At 66.3% G+C, this 16,316-nt stretch carries 10 protein-coding genes; 4 read left to right on the top strand and 6 right to left on the bottom strand.

From position 1 onward, the window contains the following. Positions 1 to 76 precede the first annotated feature (76 nt). The gene (locus tag QPK29_RS01995; RefSeq protein ID WP_371769481.1) at positions 77 to 1,489 is read left to right on the top strand and encodes a DUF3943 domain-containing protein; all 1,413 of its coding nucleotides are present in this window, start codon (positions 77 to 79) and stop codon (positions 1,487 to 1,489) included. 70 nt (positions 1,490 to 1,559) lie between these two features. Next, a complete protein-coding gene (locus QPK29_RS01990) occupies positions 1,560 to 3,791 on the top strand; it encodes a glycoside hydrolase family 3 N-terminal domain-containing protein (protein WP_371769480.1) in 2,232 nt (743 codons plus the stop codon). 58 nt (positions 3,792 to 3,849) lie between these two features. Here QPK29_RS01990 and QPK29_RS01985 read toward each other — a convergent pair whose 3' ends face one another. Further along, positions 3,850 to 6,222, bottom strand: coding sequence for a TonB-dependent receptor (locus QPK29_RS01985; RefSeq protein ID WP_371769479.1), 2,373 nt, complete (start codon positions 6,220 to 6,222; stop codon positions 3,850 to 3,852). A gap of 421 nt (positions 6,223 to 6,643) precedes the next feature. Here QPK29_RS01985 and QPK29_RS01980 point away from each other — a divergent pair, with 421 nt between their 5' ends. Further along, on the top strand, positions 6,644 to 8,176 hold the full coding sequence (locus QPK29_RS01980; RefSeq protein ID WP_371769478.1) for a sensor domain-containing diguanylate cyclase: 1,533 nt from the start codon (positions 6,644 to 6,646) through the stop codon (positions 8,174 to 8,176). Between the two features lie 16 nt (positions 8,177 to 8,192). Then, positions 8,193 to 8,759: a nitroreductase family protein gene (locus QPK29_RS01975; RefSeq protein WP_371769477.1), complete on the top strand. Its 567-nt coding sequence runs from the start codon at positions 8,193 to 8,195 to the stop codon at positions 8,757 to 8,759. Positions 8,760 to 8,762: 3 nt separating this feature from the next. Here QPK29_RS01975 and QPK29_RS01970 read toward each other — a convergent pair whose 3' ends face one another. Genes QPK29_RS01970 through QPK29_RS01950 form a run of 5 tightly spaced genes read right to left on the bottom strand, consistent with a single transcriptional unit; the run spans position 8,763 to position 16,246 of the window. Next, positions 8,763 to 9,509: a peptidylprolyl isomerase gene (locus QPK29_RS01970; RefSeq protein ID WP_371769476.1), complete on the bottom strand. Its 747-nt coding sequence runs from the start codon at positions 9,507 to 9,509 to the stop codon at positions 8,763 to 8,765. 9 nt (positions 9,510 to 9,518) lie between these two features. Next, positions 9,519 to 10,202, bottom strand: a complete 684-nt coding sequence (narI, locus tag QPK29_RS01965; protein ID WP_371769475.1) for a respiratory nitrate reductase subunit gamma — start codon at positions 10,200 to 10,202, stop codon at positions 9,519 to 9,521. After that, positions 10,199 to 10,858 (bottom strand): nitrate reductase molybdenum cofactor assembly chaperone, encoded by a 660-nt coding sequence (gene narJ, locus QPK29_RS01960; protein WP_056125120.1) that lies wholly within the window; start codon positions 10,856 to 10,858, stop codon positions 10,199 to 10,201. The genes narI and narJ overlap by 4 nt, the downstream gene beginning before the upstream one ends. A 1-nt stretch (position 10,859) precedes the next feature. Beyond that, positions 10,860 to 12,416, bottom strand: coding sequence for a nitrate reductase subunit beta (narH, locus tag QPK29_RS01955; RefSeq protein WP_056125117.1), 1,557 nt, complete (start codon positions 12,414 to 12,416; stop codon positions 10,860 to 10,862). 20 nt (positions 12,417 to 12,436) lie between these two features. After that, positions 12,437 to 16,246 carry a nitrate reductase subunit alpha gene (locus QPK29_RS01950; RefSeq protein ID WP_371769474.1) on the bottom strand — a complete coding sequence of 1,270 codons (3,810 nt, stop codon included), beginning with the start codon at positions 16,244 to 16,246 and terminating at the stop codon, positions 12,437 to 12,439. Positions 16,247 to 16,316 lie beyond the last annotated feature (70 nt).

Here is a 16,316-nt window from a genome sequence, read left to right as displayed (position 1 = left end):
TCCGGTTCCGTGCGACATCGACGGTGGGCATTCGTTATATTTAGATTAACAATGCTCACCCGCTGTCGAGAGGAACATGAAGGTATCGAGGAATCGCTTCATGCCGCGCCGCTGCGCCTGTGCGGTGCTGCTGGCGCTGGCCGCCGGCGCCGTCCAGGCGGACGACGATCCGCTGCAGGAAACCGGACATAGCGACGACCCACGTTCATACAAAAGCTATGGCGCCGCGGCGCTGGAAATCGCCACCTTCCAGCTGCTGCTGAACCGCGTGGATCACGCCTTCGTCCGCCCGGACGATTACGGCGTCAGCGTCGGCTCCATCCGCCGCAACCTGCACAGCAGCTGGGTGGTCGACCGCGATCCGTTCGAGATCAACCAGCTGGGTCACCCGTACCAGGGCTCCGTCTACTTCGGCCTCGCGCGCAGCAACGGCCTGACGTTCTGGGAATCGCTGGGCTTCGCGTTCGCCGGCAGCGCGGTGTGGGAAGTCGCGGGCGAGACGACGCCGCCGTCGCGCAACGACCAGATCACGACGAGCTTCGGCGGCAGCTTCCTCGGCGAATCCCTGTATCGCATGGCGAATCTCGTGCTGGAGCAGGGCTATGGCCTGTCCCCGCGCTGGCGCGAGGCCGCCGCGGCCGCGGTGTCGCCGCCGCTCGGCTTCAACCGCTACGTGCGTCCGGGGCGCGGGTCCGGGATCTGGCCCAGCAACAGCCCGGAGATCTACGCGCGCCTGCAACTGGGCGTCGGCGGCGTCTCGCACAGGAACGTCGGGCCGTCGCAGGCGCCGCACCGCAACGAGGTGTCGGCCGACTTCGCGCTCGACTACGGCCTGCCCGGCAAACCCGGCTACACGTACCGCCGGCCCTTCGATTATTTCCTGTTCCGCCTGCGGCTGTCGAACATCCAGGGCATCGAAAGCCTCGCCTCGCGCGGCCTGCTGTGGGGCGCGCCGTATGCGCCGGGCCGCAACGTGCGCGGCATCGCGGGCCTCTACGGCAGCTACGATTACCTGGCGCCGCAGCTGTTCCGCGTGGCCAGCACGGGCCTGTCGCTGGGCACCAATGCGCAATGGTGGGTGGCCGACGGACTCGCGCTGCAGGGCCACGCATCGGCCGGCGTCGGCTACACGTCGACGGGCACCGTGCGCGCCAGCACGAGCGGCCAGTACAACTACGGCTTCGCGCCGCAGGCGATGCTGATGCTGCGCGTGATGGGCGGCGAGAAGATCGCGCTGGACCTCGCGGCGCGCGAATTCTTCAACGGTAAATTGACCAGTCCCGAGACCGGCGGCACGGACCGCGTGTTCCGGGGCGACGCCACGCTGACCTACCGCCTGAGCGGCCGCCATGCGGTCTCGCTCAAGTACATCACGTCGCGCCGCACGTTCGCGTTCGCCAACGTGCCGGAGCGGCAGCAGCGGCGCGACACCATCGGTCTTTACTACACCTGGCAGCCATTCCGCGGCTCCGGCGCCGTCGAATGGTAGGGCGCTCGCCACCGTTGTAAAACGTTTTACTTGAGGCTATATTGCAGCGGATAACCTTGGTGGAGAGAATATGGAGAAAAAACGCTTTACGCGCACGGCCATCGCCTGTGCGCTGATGGCGCTCGCGGGCGCGGCGCAGGCCGACGTGAGCCAGCGCGTGGAAGCGCTGTTGCGGCAGATGACGCTGGACGAAAAGGTCGGCCAGCTGAACCAGTTGTCGGGCAAGAACTTCAGCACGGGCCCGGGTTCCGACAAGGTGCGCGACATCGAGCGCGACATCCGCGACGGCAGGATCGGCTCCATGCTGAACATTCGCGGCGCGGCCGAGACGCGCCGGGTGCAGGCGCTGGCGCTGCAGTCGCGCCTGCACATTCCGCTGTTGTTCGGGCTCGACGTCATCCACGGCTACCGCACCGTGTTCCCCGTGCCGCTGGGCGAAGCGGCGTCGTGGGACCTCGACGCGATCGAGGAATCGGCCCGCATCGCCGCGCGCGAGGCCTCCGCGGCCGGCGTCCACTGGACGTTCGCGCCGATGGTCGACATCGGCCGCGATCCGCGCTGGGGCAGGGTGATGGAGGGCGCCGGCGAAGACACGTACCTGGGTTCGCGCATCGCCGCGGCCCGCGTGCGCGGCTTCCAGGGCACAAAGCTGGGCGGGCTCGAATCCGTGATGGCCACCGCGAAGCATTTTGCAGGCTATGGCGCCGCGCTCGCCGGCCGCGATTACAACGCCGTCGACATGAGCGAGCACCAGCTCTACGAGACCTATCTGCCGCCGTTCAAGGCCGCGGCGGATGCGGGCGTGGCCACGTTCATGAACTCGTTCAACACGCTGAACGGGATCCCGGCGACCGGCAACGCGATGCTGCAGCGGGACATCCTCAAGGGCCGCTGGGGTTTCAAGGGTTTTGTCGTCAGCGACTGGGGCTCGGTGCGCGAGATGGTCGTCCACGGCTATGCGAACGACTTGCCGGATGCGGCCGCGAAGGCCATCACCGCGGGCAGCGACATGGATATGGAAAGCAGCGCCTACGCCTCGTCGCTCGCGAACCTCGTGCGCAGCGGCCGGGTTGACGTGAAGCTCGTCGACGATGCCGTGCGGCGCGTGCTGACGAAGAAGTTCGAACTGGGCCTGTTCGACGATCCCTACCGCTTTTCCGATCCCGCGCGCGAGAAGGCAGCGCTGGCGGATCCGCGCCACCGCGCGGCCGCGCGCCGGATCGCGGCCGAATCGATGGTGCTGCTGAAGAACGACGGCGGCGCGCTGCCGCTGCGCAAGGACGCGCGCTCGATCGCCGTGATCGGACCGCTGGCGGATGCGCGGCGCGATCTCGAAGGCGGCTGGATCGTGGACTCGAATGCGGCGACGATGGCGAGCCTCGTGGATGCCGTGCGCACGCATGCGGGACCGGGCACGCGCGTCGCGTACGCAGCCGGTTGCGACGTGGCCTGCCGCGGCACCGACGGCTTCGCGGCCGCGCTGGACCTCGCGCGCGCGGCCGACGTCGTCGTGCTGGCCGTCGGCGAAAGCTGGGACATGTCGGGCGAGGCGAAATCACGCGCCAATATCGGCCTGCCGGGCCGTCAGGCGGAACTGTTCGACGCGCTGAAGGCGATCGGCAAGACCCCCGTCGTGGTGATCATGGCCGGGCGTCCGCTGATCTTCGAGAACGTCGCGCAAGGGGCGAACGCCATCCTGTACGCGTGGCACCCGGGCAGCGAAGGTGGTAATGCGATCGCGGACGTGCTGTTCGGGGACGTAAATCCGTCTGCGAAGCTGCCGATGACCTTCCCGCGCAACATGGGGCAGATCCCGATCGGCTACCAGCAATACCAGACGGGCCGCCCCGTGCTGGACAACGGGAACAGCGTCTATCGGTCCGCCTACATCGATTCGCCGAACACACCGCGCTACGCGTTCGGCCATGGCCTGAGCTATACGACGTTCGCGTATGGCGACCTGCGTCTCTCCAGCACGCGGATGACGCCCGACGGGAAGATCACCCTCCAGTTCACGCTGACGAACAGCGGACGCGTGGCCGGCGCCGAGGTCGTGCAGTTCTACCTGCGCGACCCCGTGGCGTCCGTCGTGCGGCCGGTGAAGGAACTGAAGGGTTTTCAACGTATCGCGTTGAAACCGGGCGAGCATCGCACCGTCAGCTTCACGGTCGACCGCGACACCTTGTCGTTCTTCGACCGCAAGCTGGCGTGGGGCGCGGAGCCGGGGACGTTCGAGCTGATGGTCGGCAGCGCATCGGACGACATCCGGCTGCGCCAGACCATCGAGCTGACCGGGCCTTGAAGCCCCCGGAGCGCCGTCGGAAGGCGGCGCTCGGGTTCACCGGGCCGCCTTGTCCTTATCAGAACGTGAGGTCGGCACGCACGCCGAAATAGCGGTGCCAGTCGCGCGGCGGCAGCCATTCGGTGGTGTTCACGGCATGCGGCGTGTTCGGCGCCTTCGGGCTCCACGTGCTGTTGGCGATGCTGTTGTTCAGGCCCGCCGCGTACTGGCGGTCGAACAGGTTGTTGATGAACAGCGTGGCCTTCCAGCGGCCGCCCCGGTCCGCGGCGCCGAACGTCAGGTTCGTGATGCTGTAGGCGCCCTGGACCGTGTTCGGATCCTGGTTCAACGAGAACTGCGTGCGGCTCTGGTAGCGCGTGGTGGCCGCGATGAAGCCGTCGAAGGGCAGCGCGGGCAGCGGCACGTCCAGCTGGCCGCCCAGGTTCACCTTGACTTTCGGCGCGTTCGGCAGCGTCTTGCTGGCCAGGTCCTGCACGTTCGTGTTGTTGAATTCGGGGCTCTGGTAGCAGCCCGGCCCCGGCACGGCCGCCGTACCCGCCGCGTTCAGCACGTTGTAGCAGGGGCCGTTGCGGAATTCGCGGATCGTCGCCTCGGTGTAGGCGAGGCTGCCGTTCAGCTGCAGCCGTCGCGTCACGCGCGCGCTGCCTTCCAGTTCCACGCCCTGCGTGCGCAGGCCGCCGATGCTGTTCAGCGCCGTGCGGAAGATGCCGTCGTAGTCGAAGAAGCCGGCCGACTGCTGGAAGTTGCGGAAGTCGGTGCGGAACGCGGCCAGCGAGAACATCGCGCGGTTGTCCCACAGGCTCTGCTTCCAGCCCACTTCGTAGCTGCGCGCCGTTTCCGGCGCCACCGGCGGACGCGCCGCCAGCACGGCCGTGAAGCTCGACGTCAGGTCGTACGCGATGCCCTTGTGGCCCGTCGAAATCGTACCGTACACCATCGTGTCCTTGTCCAGCCGGTGCTCGAGGCCCAGCTTCCACGTGCGGCTCGTGTTGCTGTCCGAACGGGTATAAAACTCGGTCTGCGCGAACGCCTGCGGCGGCACCGTGTAGCGGCGGAAGTTGTAGCCCGTGTCCTCGTCGTTCAGCCGCGCGCCGACGATGACGCTCGTGTCGGGGCGGAAGTCCCAGCTGCCCTGGCCGTAGACCGCCTTGTTGATGTTCCAAGCGTCCGCGCCGTAGTTCGTGCCGTAGTTCTGGATCAGCGGGGCCTTGGCCAGCTCGCGATTCAGGTCGTTCTTGCCGTACCAGAGCCCGGCCACGTAGCGGATCGGACCGCGGTCCGGCGACGTGATGCGGAATTCCTGCGTCGTCGACTTCACGTTGAACACGCCGTACTGGTACAGGCCCCCGTGCATCTGCGTGGGCGCGCCGTTGGGCAGGGCGAGGAACTGCAGGATGTCGATGTCGGTGGCGTCGTTATCCTGATAGTCGTCCATGTGGTACTTGCTGTAGGACGAGATGGAGCTGAGCGTCAGGCCGTTCGCGAGGCCGTAGTCGATCTTGAGGCCCGTGCCCCAGTCGTGGAACTTGCCGCCCGTCGGGTAGTCGTTGCGCACGTCGCGGTTGGACGGATTGATGTTGATCCCCGCGAGGACGACGGACTGCGGCAGCTGCGGCGCATTGCGATACAGGCCGCCCGGTGTCATCGACGTGAACGCGGTCGTGCAGCAGAATTTCTCGGTGCGGTTGTAATGGGGCGTCAGCGTGAACGTCAGGTCGTCGGTCGGGCGCCATTCGAACTTCGCATTCAGGTTGTCGCCCTTGCTGCCATTGAGCTTGCCGCCCGTCGTCAGGTTGTTCAGCGTGCCGTCGTAATTCGTCTTGCTGGCGGCGACGCGCATGCGGAACGTGTCGGACACGGCGCCCGACACGCTGACGCCGGCGCGCCATTCGTCGTCGTTCGTCGCGAGCAGGGTCGCCGTCGTCCTGACGGGGCCGCCGATCGGCTTCGTCGTGATGTTCAGCGCGCCCGCGATCGAGCTCTTGCCGAACAGGGTGCTCTGCGGCCCCTTCAGCACTTCGATGCGGTTGACGTCGGCGAGGTCCTTGAACGCGTTGGCCTGCATGCCGAGCGGGATGTCGTCGACGATCACCGCGACGTCGGCCTCGACGCCGATGCCCAGCGAGTACGTGCCGACGCCGCGCATGTTGATGCTGAAGTTGCCGGGCTGCGTGCCGTACGACAGCGTCAGTGCGGGCGACAGGGCGGGCAGGTCGTCCAGTTCGCGCACGTTGGAACGCTGCAGGACGGCGTCGCCGAGGACCGTGATCGACGCCGGCACGTCCTGCAGATTCTGGGCGCGCTTGTTCGCGGTGACGACGACGGTTTCCAGTCTGGCGGGTTCGGGCTGCCGCGCCTCCTGGGCATGGGCGCTCATGGCGAGCAGGGCGATGGCGGCGGCCACGGGCTTGGGTGTGCCGGGGTAACGCATGTGAGTCTCCTTGTTATCGGTCTGGCCGGTGGCGTCACTCGATTGGCAACGTTTCCAATTCCGGCGAAATAAAAAGACGGTACGCTCCGTCCGTCTGAATCATGAAGGAAAACGATTGTCCACAACAGGTCAAGTAATCGCAGATACCTCGAAGTTACATTTCAGGTTAAACGTTTTCCTTCAAACGGCAAAATAACCTAACCGTGCGCTAAAGACAAGGGATATGAATTCGGAATCGCGCCGGCGAGCGATCAATACAACACGAGCGGCACAATGTAACGGTGGGTCACATTCGTTGTTGCATGGATACATAAGCTGCCTGTATTGCATGGGATGCCGACCCGACGCACAGGCGATCGCATACACTCGGCTGTTTGTCGAATCGTCGGGGTGGATGTTGTTTCGTAAGGGAGCCAGTGCGTTGTTGCAGTCGCAAGCCGGACAGGCGGGGCAGGATCGTGTCGACGCGCTGGACGGCGGCCGCCGGCCGCTGAAGGTCGTCACGATCGCGCTGATCGTGATGGCGTGCCTGACCTCCGTCGCCGTCATGGCGTGGAGCGGCTATCACTCGCGCGCGCTGGAATTGTCCGGCGCGTCCATCTCCGCGTCCAACACGGCGCATACGCTCGCCAACCAGGCGAATTCCTCGTTCAAGATGGCGGACACGGTGCTCGTGTCGCTCGTCGACAAGGTCGAAGTGGAAGGATGGTCGGCCGCGAACATGGCGCGCCTGCGCGCGCTGATGATGAAGCACATGGCGGACATGCCGGCGCTGCAGGGCCTGTTCATCTACGACGAGAAGGGCCGCTGGATCGTGAATTCCGCCGGCACGCGCTTCGATGGCCGCAACAACAGCGACCGCGCCTACTTCCAGTATCACAAGCAGCACCCGGGGCCGGGCGTGCACGTCGGCGGTCCGATCATCGGCCGCACGAGCGGCGCCTGGATCATTCCCGTGTCGCGCCGTATCGACCATCCCGACGGCAGCTTCGCGGGCGTGGCGCTGGCGACGATCAAGATCGACTTCTTCCGCACGTTCTACGAAGGCCTCGACATCGGCAGCGACGGCCGCATCATGATGACGCTGGACGACGGCACCCTGTTGCTGCGCGTGCCGTTCGACACGGCCAGTATCGGACGCGACACGCGGAAAGATCCCGTCTTCCGCCTGCGCGGACGCGACGCCGAGATCGACGGCGCGACGTTCATCCGCACCGAGTCGCGCGTCGGCGACTATCCGGCCCGGATCACGGTGCTGCGTTCGAAGGACGTGGCGCTGCGACCGTGGCTGCACAGCGCGATCCTGTCGTACCTGGCGCTGTTCGTGCTGATCGCCGGCCTGCTGCTGCTCGGGCGGCGCGCCGTGCGCCAGATCGGGCTGCGCGACCAGCTGCAGCGCGACCTGCTGACGACGAAGGCGCTGCTCGAGACGGCGAATGCGTCGCTGTCGGCGATGGCCTATGTCGACGGCCTGACGGAGCTGTTCAACCGGCGCTACTACGAGCAGACCTGGGAGCGCGAGCACCGGCGCGCGTTCCGCAACCGGGCGTCGCTCGCGGTGCTGATGATCGACGTCGACCACTTCAAGCGCTACAACGACCGCTACGGCCACCTGGCGGGCGACGAATGCCTCAAGACCGTCGCACAGGCGATGCTGCGCGGCCTGCGGCGCAGCGGCGACCTGGCCGCGCGCTATGGCGGGGAAGAGTTCGTCGTGCTGCTGCCGGACACCGACCTGGCCGGCGCGCGCGAAGTCGCCGAAAAAATCCATGCCAGCGTGGCCGCGCACGCGCTGCGCCACGAGGCATCGCCGCTGGGCGTCGTCACCGTCAGCATCGGCGCGTACGCCGCCGTGCCGGAGCAGGCGGACGACCCGGACCGCGCATTCGGCGCGCACGCGGACGCGGCCCTGTACCGGGCCAAGGAAGCAGGGCGCAACCGTACCGCGACCTGACCCTATAATGGGCGCCATGAACTCGGATTTGTGGAACACCCTGGCGGCGCGCCGCCATGTGGCCCTGCGCCGCCTGCAGGCGCCGGGCCCGGACGACGCCGCGCTGGCGCGGATGATGGACGCGGCCGCGCAGGCGCCCGATCACGGCTGCCTGCTGCCCTGGCGCTTCGTGCTGGTCCCGCCGGAGCGGCGCGACGATCTCGGCGCCGTGTTCGAGGACGCGCTTGCGCAGCGCGATCCCACGGCCGACGATGCAGCGCGGGCGTCCACGCGCGCGAAAGCCTTGCACGCGCCGTGCCTGCTCGTGGCGGTCCTCGTCGACGCGCCCGGCACCTCCGTCCCGGTCGAGGAAAAACTGGTGTCGCTGGGCTGCGCGCTGCAGAACGTGCTGCTCGCGGCGCAGGCGCTGGGCTTTGCCAGCGGTCTCGCGAGCGGCGGGGCGCTCGACACGCCGGCCATGCGCCGCCTGCTGGCCCTCGACGCGCACGAGCGTGCGGTCTGCTTCATCGGCATCGGTACTGGAGAACCGAAAAAAACGCCCCGGGTGCGTCCGCAGCCGGGGCAGTTCTTCACAAGCCTGTAATTTCTACTGCACGAGCGGCGTCGCGCTCCCTTCCAGCGTGATGCCCTCGATGCGTGCGCGGCCCACGAGGATCTGCAGGTACTGGTGGATGCCCCGCTGCAGCGCGGCCGTCGCGAGCCATGCGGCGACCTGCGATTTCACCGTTTCGAACGGCAGCAGCGAGCCGTCGATGCGGCGCAGCACCTGGACGATGTGCAGGCCGAAGCGCGTCTCGATGGGGCGCGCGGCCAGCTCGTTTTCGCCGAGGCGGAACAGCACGTCGTCGAATTCCGGCACGCAGTCGCCGCGGCTCAGTTGGCCGAGGCTGCCGCCCACGGCGCCGGACGGGCAGTTCGAATACTGCGCCGCCAGTTCGCCGAAGCGTTCCGGCGCGGCCCGCAGCGCCGCCAGGATGTCCTCCGCCGTTTCGCGGACGAGGTCCAGGGGCACGGTCGGCGTCACCTGGAACAGGATGTGGCGCGCTTCGACCATTGCGCCGCGGGTGAACCTGTCCGGGTGGTTCCGGTAGTAGGTGAGGCACGCCGCCTCGTCGGCCTGCGGCACGCTGACCTGCTGCGTCAGCAGCGCCTCGACGCGTGCGTCGTCGTCGGCGCCGGCAATCCCGAGGCGGTCCGCTTCTTGCAGCAACACGGTGCGCAGCACGACTTCGTGCACCGATGCCTTCAGCGGGTTGGGGGTGCCCTTGTGGTGCGGCAGTTCCTGTTCGATCTGGCGGTCGTCGATCTCGACGCCGTTGACGGAGATACCCATGATTGCTCCTTAGCGCGGACGGACCAGCTGGAAGGCACGGCCCAGGTAAGTCACCGCGCCGAAACCGCTCCAGATGTGGACGAGGCGGGTGAACGGGAAGATGACGAACAGCGACATCCCCATGAACAGGTGCAGCTTGAACACGAGCGGCGCATCGAGGATGAAGCCGGCGGCGTCGCCGCGGAACGTCACGATGTGCTGGGCCCAGGTCATCAGCAGGACCATCATGTGGCCGTCCAGGTGACCCGCCGACACGAAGATCGACGACAGGCCCAGCAGGAGGGTGCCCAGGATCCACAGCAGCACGATCTTGTCCTTGAACGTGGTGGCCGTGCGCAGGCGCTCGTTGCCGAGGCGGCGAGCGAGCAGCAGCAGGATGCCGACCAGGCACAGGGTGCCCATCACGCCGCCCGCGGCCATCGCGAACAGCTGCTTGGCGCCGTGCGTGACGCCGAGCGTATCCCACACCCACACGGGCGTCAGCAGGCCGACGGCGTGGCCGCCCGGCAGGCCGATGATCCCGACGTGGAACAGGATGCTGCCCAGCCGCAGCTGGCCCCTGTGCAGCACTTGCGTGGATTCGGAGCGCCACGTGTATTGCTCGCGGTCGAAGCGGATCAGGCTCCCGAGCAGGAAGATCGCCAGCGCGATGTACGGGTAGATCCCGAACAGGAATTGATTTATATAGTTCATGCTGCCTCCTCCTGATGCACGGCAGGACGCGTGCCGCGCGGGTAAAAATTGATCGGTTGCGGGCCCGACGCCTGCGGCTTGAGCAGGGGCTCGACGCCGTCCGCGCCGGGGCCGAAGGTTTCCAGCGCCTCGTCCATGTCCTTGATCGGCGGCTCGGACAGTTCTTCCGCCGCGACCGGGGACAAGCCTTCCAGCACGTCGAACACGCCGGCATACGGGCTGCCGTTCGCGGCCAGCTTGCGGCCGATGAAGGCCAGCACGTGGACCGCGTCGCCCAGCAGGCGGCCGGCTTCCTGTTCGTCCAGCTGCGACAGGAATTCGAGGAAAAGCGGCACGAAGTCCGGCAGTTCGTCGCCCTGCATTTCCAGGCCGTGCTTCTTGTACTCTTCCATCAGGTCGACCATGGCCTGGCCGCGGTCGCGCGATTCGCCGTGGATGTGCTCGAACAAATGCAGCGAGTGCGACGGCGTGCGGTCGAACGTCTGCACGTATTCCTGCTGCAGCGTGATCATGTCGTTCTCGGCCAGGTGCGCCAGCAGCGGCGCCACCCGGGCGCGCATCGGAAGCGGCAGGCCGTCTTCCAGCTCGGGCAGGGCGGCGACGAGGTCGCCCTCCGGGTAGAGCAGCAGCGCGGACAGGATGCGGTAGTGGGTCATGTCAGGCTCCTTCCGTTTCTTTCTTCTTGCGCGATTTGGGCATCGAGATGAAGATCGTCGATCCCTGTTTCTTCTTGCCGAACAGCGAGGCGTCGCTGGTGCCGTCCGAGCAGCCGTTACCGAACGAGAAGCCGCACGAACCCTTTTCGTTGAAGCTGTCCTCGGCCATCTCCTTGTGGCTGCTCGGGATCACGAACCGGTCTTCGTAGTTCGCGATGGCCATGATGTGGTACATGTCTTCCACGACCGCCTGCGACAGGCCCACCTGGCGCAGCACGTCGAGGTTCTCGACCTTGTCCACCGACTTCGAACGCATGTAGGCACGCATCGCCAGCATGCGGTCCAGCGCATGCACGACCGGCGCTTCCTTGCCCGCGGTGAGCAGGTTGGCGAGGTAGCGCACGGGGATGCGCAGGCTCTTCGTGTCTGGCAGGATGCCGTTCATGCCCATCTTGCCGCTTTCGGCCGCGGCCTGGATCGGCGACAGCGGCGGGATGTACCAGACCATCGGCAACGTGCGGTATTCCGGGTGCAGCGGGAACGCGATCTTCCATTCGACGGCCATCTTGTAGACGGGCGAGCGCTTGGCGGATTCGAGCCACGAGTCCGGGATGCCCTGGCGGCGCGCTTCCGCGATCACCTCGGGATCGTGCGGATCGAGGAACAGGCCGAGCTGCGCTTCGTACAGGTCCTGCTCGTCGGCGACCGAGGCCGCGGCTTCGATCTTGTCGGCGTCGTACAGCAGCACGCCCAGGTAGCGGATGCGGCCCACGCAGGTTTCCGAGCACACGGTCGGCTGGCCCGCTTCGATGCGCGGGTAGCAGAACGTGCACTTCTCGGCCTTGCCGGACGACCAGTTGTAGTAGATCTTCTTGTACGGGCAGCCCGAGATGCACATGCGCCAGCCGCGGCACTTGTCCTGGTCGATCAGCACGATGCCGTCGTCCTCGCGCTTGTACACGGAGCCGGACGGGCACGATGCCACGCAGGTCGGGTTCAGGCAGTGCTCGCACAGGCGCGGCAGGTACATCATGAAGGTGTTCTCGAACGTTGAGTACATCTCCTTCTGCACGTTGTCGAACAGTTTATCCTTGCTGCGCTTGGCGAATTCGCCGCCCAGGTCGTCCTCCCAGTTCGGACCCCATTCGATCTTGTCCATCTTCTTGCCGGTCAGGACGGAGATCGGACGGGCGGTCGGCGGCGTCTCGGACAGCGGCGCGTTCTGCAGCCGCTCGTAGTCGTACGTGAACGGCTCGTAGTACTCGTCGATCTGCGGCAGGTTCGGGTTGGCGAAGATGTTCGCCAGGATTTTCAAACGGCTGCCCTGGCGCGGTTCGATCTTGCCGGACGCGGTGCGTTTCCAGCCGCCGTTCCACTTGTCCTGGTTCTCCCATTCCTTCGGGTAGCCGATGCCGGGCTTCGTCTCGACGTTATTGAACCATGCGTATTCCACGCCGTCGCGGCTCGTCCAGACGTTCTTGCAGGTCACCGAGCAGGTGTGGCAGCCGATGCATTTGTCCAGGTTCAGCACCATGCCGATTTGTGCTCTGATTTTCATGTCTTTACCTCGTTATCTTTTCAAGCACCCTTCGGGCTGGCGACGCGTGCCAGCGCGGGTTCGCGGTCTTCCGTCTCGTGCTTCGGCGTGCCTGCCGGCCGTGCCGGGGCGGGGCGCGCCGGTTGCTGCTCGCCGTTCGGACGCGATTCGTCGCGGGCGCCTTCCATCCAGTTCACGTCGCGCATCTTGCGGACCACCACGAATTCGTCGCGGTTGGAACCGACCGTGCCGTAGTAGTTGAAGCCGTACGACAGCTGGGCGTAGCCGCCGATCATGTGGGTCGGCTTGGTCACCGTGCGCGTCACCGAGTTGTGGATGCCGCCGCGTTTCTTCGACATCTCCGCACCGGGCACGTTCACGATCTTTTCCTGGGCGTGGTACATGAGCGTCATGCCTTCCGGGACGCGCTGGCTCACCACCGCGCGCGCCGTCAGCGTGCCGTTCACGTTGAACACCTCGATCCAGTCGTTGTCCTCGATGCCCGCCGCTTTCGCGTCGATCTCGGACAGCCACACGTGCGGGCCGCCGCGCGACAAGGTCAGCATGCGCAGGTTGTCGGAGTAGGTCGAGTGGATGCCCCATTTCTGGTGCGGGGTGATCCAGTTCAGCGCCAGTTCCTTGTTCCCGTTCGGACGGCGGTTCATGATCGCTTCCGTCGTCTTGGTGTTGATCGCGGCCTTGTACACGCACAGTCCCTCGCCGAAGTCGCGCATCCAGACGTGGTCCTGGTAGAACTGCTGGCGGCCCGTCAGCGTGCGCCAGGGGATCAGTTCATGGACGTTCGTATAGCCGGCGTTGTAGCTGACTTCCTCGCTTTCCAGGCCCGACCACGTCGGCGACGAGATGATCTTGCGCGGCTGCGCCTGCACGTCGCGGAAGCGGATGCTGTCATGCTCGCGCGGAATGGCCAGGTGCGTGTGGTCGCGGCCCGTGATCTTCGACAGCGCTTCCCAGGCCTTCACCGCCACGTGGCCGTTCGTTTCCGGCGCCAGCGTGAGGATCATCTCGGCGGCGTCGATCGCCGTGTCCAGGCGCGGCTGGCCTTTCGACACGCCTTCCTCCAGCACGGTGCGGTTGATGCCGCGCAGGACGTCCACTTCATGGCCCGTCTTCCAGTCGATGCCCTTGCCGCCGTTGCCCACTTTTTCCAGCAGGGGCCCGATCGACGTGAATTTCTTGTGGATCTGGCGGTAGTCGCGTTCCACGACCGTCATCGACGGCATCGTCTTGCCCGGCACCGGCTCGCACTCGCCGAGGCGCCAGTCCTTCGGATCGAACGGCTGACCGAGTTCGCCCGGGGTGTCGTGCAGCAGCGGCGTGAGGATCAGGTCCTTGCGGGTGCCCAGGTGGGCGCCGCCGATTTCCGACAGCTTGGCCGCGATGCCCTTGTAGATTTCCCAGTCCGACTTCGCTTCCCACAGCGGCTGCACGGCTTCGGACAGCGGGTGGATGAACGGGTGCATGTCGGACGTGTTCAGGTCGTCCTTCTCGTACCAGGTCGCCGTCGGCAGCACGATGTCGCCGTACAGGCACGTCGTCGACATGCGGAAGTCCAGCACCACGAGCAGGTCCAGCTTGCCCTCGGCGGCCGGGCGCACCTTCACGTCGCGCGGCTTGACGCAGGCGTCTTCGTCGCTCATCAGCGCGTTCTGGGTGCCCAGCAGGTATTTCAGGAAGTACTCGTGGCCCTTGCCCGAGCTGCCCAGGATGTTGGAGCGCCACACGAACATATTGCGCGGGAAGTTCGCGGGGTTGTCCGGGTCGTCGCACGAGAAATTCAGCTTGCCGGCCTTGATCTGCTCGACCGCGTACTGCGCCGGGTCCTGGCCCGCGCTTTCCGCGGCGCGGACGACGTCCAGCGGGTTCGTTTCGAGCTGCGGCGCCGACGGCAGCCAGCCCATGCGCTCGGCCTTGGCGTTGAAGTCGATCAGCGCCATCTCTTCCAGCTTGCCGTCCGCCGTCGGGCACAGGATCTCGGACGTGTGCAGCTTCTCGTGGCGCCACTGGCTCGTGTGGGCATAGAAGAACGACGTGCCGTTCATCTGGCGCATCGGGCGGTTCCAGTCCAGTGCGAAGGCGAGCGGCGTCCAGCCGGTCTGCGGGCGCAGCTTTTCCTGGCCGACGTAGTGCGCCCAGCCGCCGCCGCTCTGGCCCACGCAGCCGCACATCATGAGGATGTTGATGATGCCGCGGTACGTCATGTCCATGTGGTACCAGTGGTTCAGCGCCGCGCCGACGATCACCATCGACTTGCCGCGGGTGCGGTCGGCATTGTCGGCGAATTCGCGCGCCACGGTCACGACGTCTGCGGCCTTCACGCCGGTGTGCTTCACCTGCCATGCGGGCGTGTACGGGACGTCGTCGTCGTAGCTCTTCGCGGCGTTCGGGCAGATGCCGCGGTCGACGCCGTAGTTCGCCATCGACAGGTCGTACACGGTGGTGACGAGCGCGGTGGTGCCGTCGGCCAGCGTGATGGATTTCACCGGCACGTTGCGCAGCAGGAGGTCCTCGGCGTCCTTGCCGCCGAAGTAGGGGAAGCCCACCGGGACGATGCGGTCATGGCCGTCCAGCAGCGACAGCTGCGGATCGATCGGATTGCGGGTGGCGCCTTCCTTCTGTTCGAGGTTCCACTTGCCCGATTCGCCCCAGCGGAAGCCGATCGAGCCGCTCGGCGCGACGATCTTGCCGGTCGCCTCGTCGATGACGAGGGTCTTCCATTCCGGGTTGTTGGCTTCGTCCAGGTTGTTCGCCAGGTGCGACGCGCGCAGGAAGTAGTCGGGGACCAGCGTGCCGTCGCGCTCCTTCAGCATGACGAGCATCGGGAAGTCGGTGTACTGCTTGGCGTAGTCGCGGAAGTACGTCGATTTGCCGGTGGCGTGGAATTCCTTCAGGATCACGTGGCCCATGGCCATGGCCAATGCCGCGTCGGTGCCCTGCTTGGGTGCGAGCCAGATGTCGCCGAACTTGGCCATCTCGCCGAAGTCGGACGACACGGCGACGGTCTTCGTGCCCTTGTAGCGCACTTCCGTGTAGAAGTGGGCGTCGGGGGTGCGGGTCATCGGGACGTTCGAACCCCATACCATCAGGTACGTGGAGTTGTACCAGTCGGCCGATTCCGGCACGTCGGTCTGCTCGCCCCACACCTGCGGGCTGGATGGCGGCAGGTCGCAATACCAGTCGTAGAAGCTCATGGCGACACCGCCGATGAGGCTCAGGTAGCGGGTGCCGGCGGCATAGCTGACCATCGACATGGCGGGGATCGGCGAGAAGCCGATGATGCGGTCCGGGCCGTATTTGCCGATCGTGTAGGCGTTGGCGGCGGCGATGATCTCGTTGACCTCGTCCCACTTGGCGCGCACGAAGCCGCCCTGGCCGCGTACGGATTTGTAGCTGGCGGCCTTCTGCGGATCGTTCGTGATGTAATCCCAGGCCGCGACCGGATCGCGGGTCGCGCGCGCTTCGCGCCACAGCTGCATCAGGCGGCCGCGCACCATCGGGTGCTTGACGCGCTGCGCCGAGTAGACGTACCACGAGTAGCTGGCGCCGCGCGGGCAACCGCGGGGTTCATGGTTCGGCAGGTCCGGGCGGGTGCGCGGGTAGTCGGTCTGCTGGGTCTCCCAGGTGATCAGGCCGTTCTTGACGTAGACCTTCCAGCTGCACGAGCCCGTGCAGTTGACGCCGTGCGTCGAGCGCACGATCTTGTCGTGCTGCCAACGCTGGCGGTAGGCCTTTTCCCAGGTGCGGTCTTCGTTGACGACGGCCCCGTGGCCATTCGAAAACGTCTCGCTCGGTTTGCCGAAAAACTTCAGGCGGTCCAAAAAGTGACTCATGGTTTCTCCAACGGCGCGCCGGGGCGCGCTCTCGATATTCGGTGTGGTGCAGCTGTGTTCAGTCTACGGA

Origin of the sequence: Massilia orientalis, from assembly GCF_030411975.2 — a bacterium.
Taxonomy (GTDB): Bacteria; Pseudomonadota; Gammaproteobacteria; order Burkholderiales; family Burkholderiaceae_D; genus Telluria; species Telluria orientalis.
This window is presented reverse-complemented; position numbering and strand designations above follow the sequence as displayed.

Bases quoted from the DNA above. Each gene is read 5' to 3' on its own strand.
- QPK29_RS01950 (WP_371769474.1), bottom strand. From the start codon at position 16,246: ATGAGTCACTTTTTGGACCGCCTGAAGTTTTTCGGCAAACCGAGCGAG.
- QPK29_RS01970 (WP_371769476.1), bottom strand. From the start codon at position 9,509: ATGGGTATCTCCGTCAACGGCGTCGAGATCGACGACCGCCAGATCGAA.
- QPK29_RS01985 (WP_371769479.1), bottom strand. From the start codon at position 6,222: ATGCGTTACCCCGGCACACCCAAGCCCGTGGCCGCCGCCATCGCCCTG.
- narI (WP_371769475.1), bottom strand. From the start codon at position 10,202: ATGAACTATATAAATCAATTCCTGTTCGGGATCTACCCGTACATCGCG.
- QPK29_RS01975 (WP_371769477.1), top strand. From the start codon at position 8,193: ATGAACTCGGATTTGTGGAACACCCTGGCGGCGCGCCGCCATGTGGCC.
- narH (WP_056125117.1), bottom strand. From the start codon at position 12,416: ATGAAAATCAGAGCACAAATCGGCATGGTGCTGAACCTGGACAAATGC.
- QPK29_RS01995 (WP_371769481.1), top strand. From the start codon at position 77: ATGAAGGTATCGAGGAATCGCTTCATGCCGCGCCGCTGCGCCTGTGCG.
- narJ (WP_056125120.1), bottom strand. From the start codon at position 10,858: ATGACCCACTACCGCATCCTGTCCGCGCTGCTGCTCTACCCGGAGGGC.
- QPK29_RS01990 (WP_371769480.1), top strand. From the start codon at position 1,560: ATGGAGAAAAAACGCTTTACGCGCACGGCCATCGCCTGTGCGCTGATG.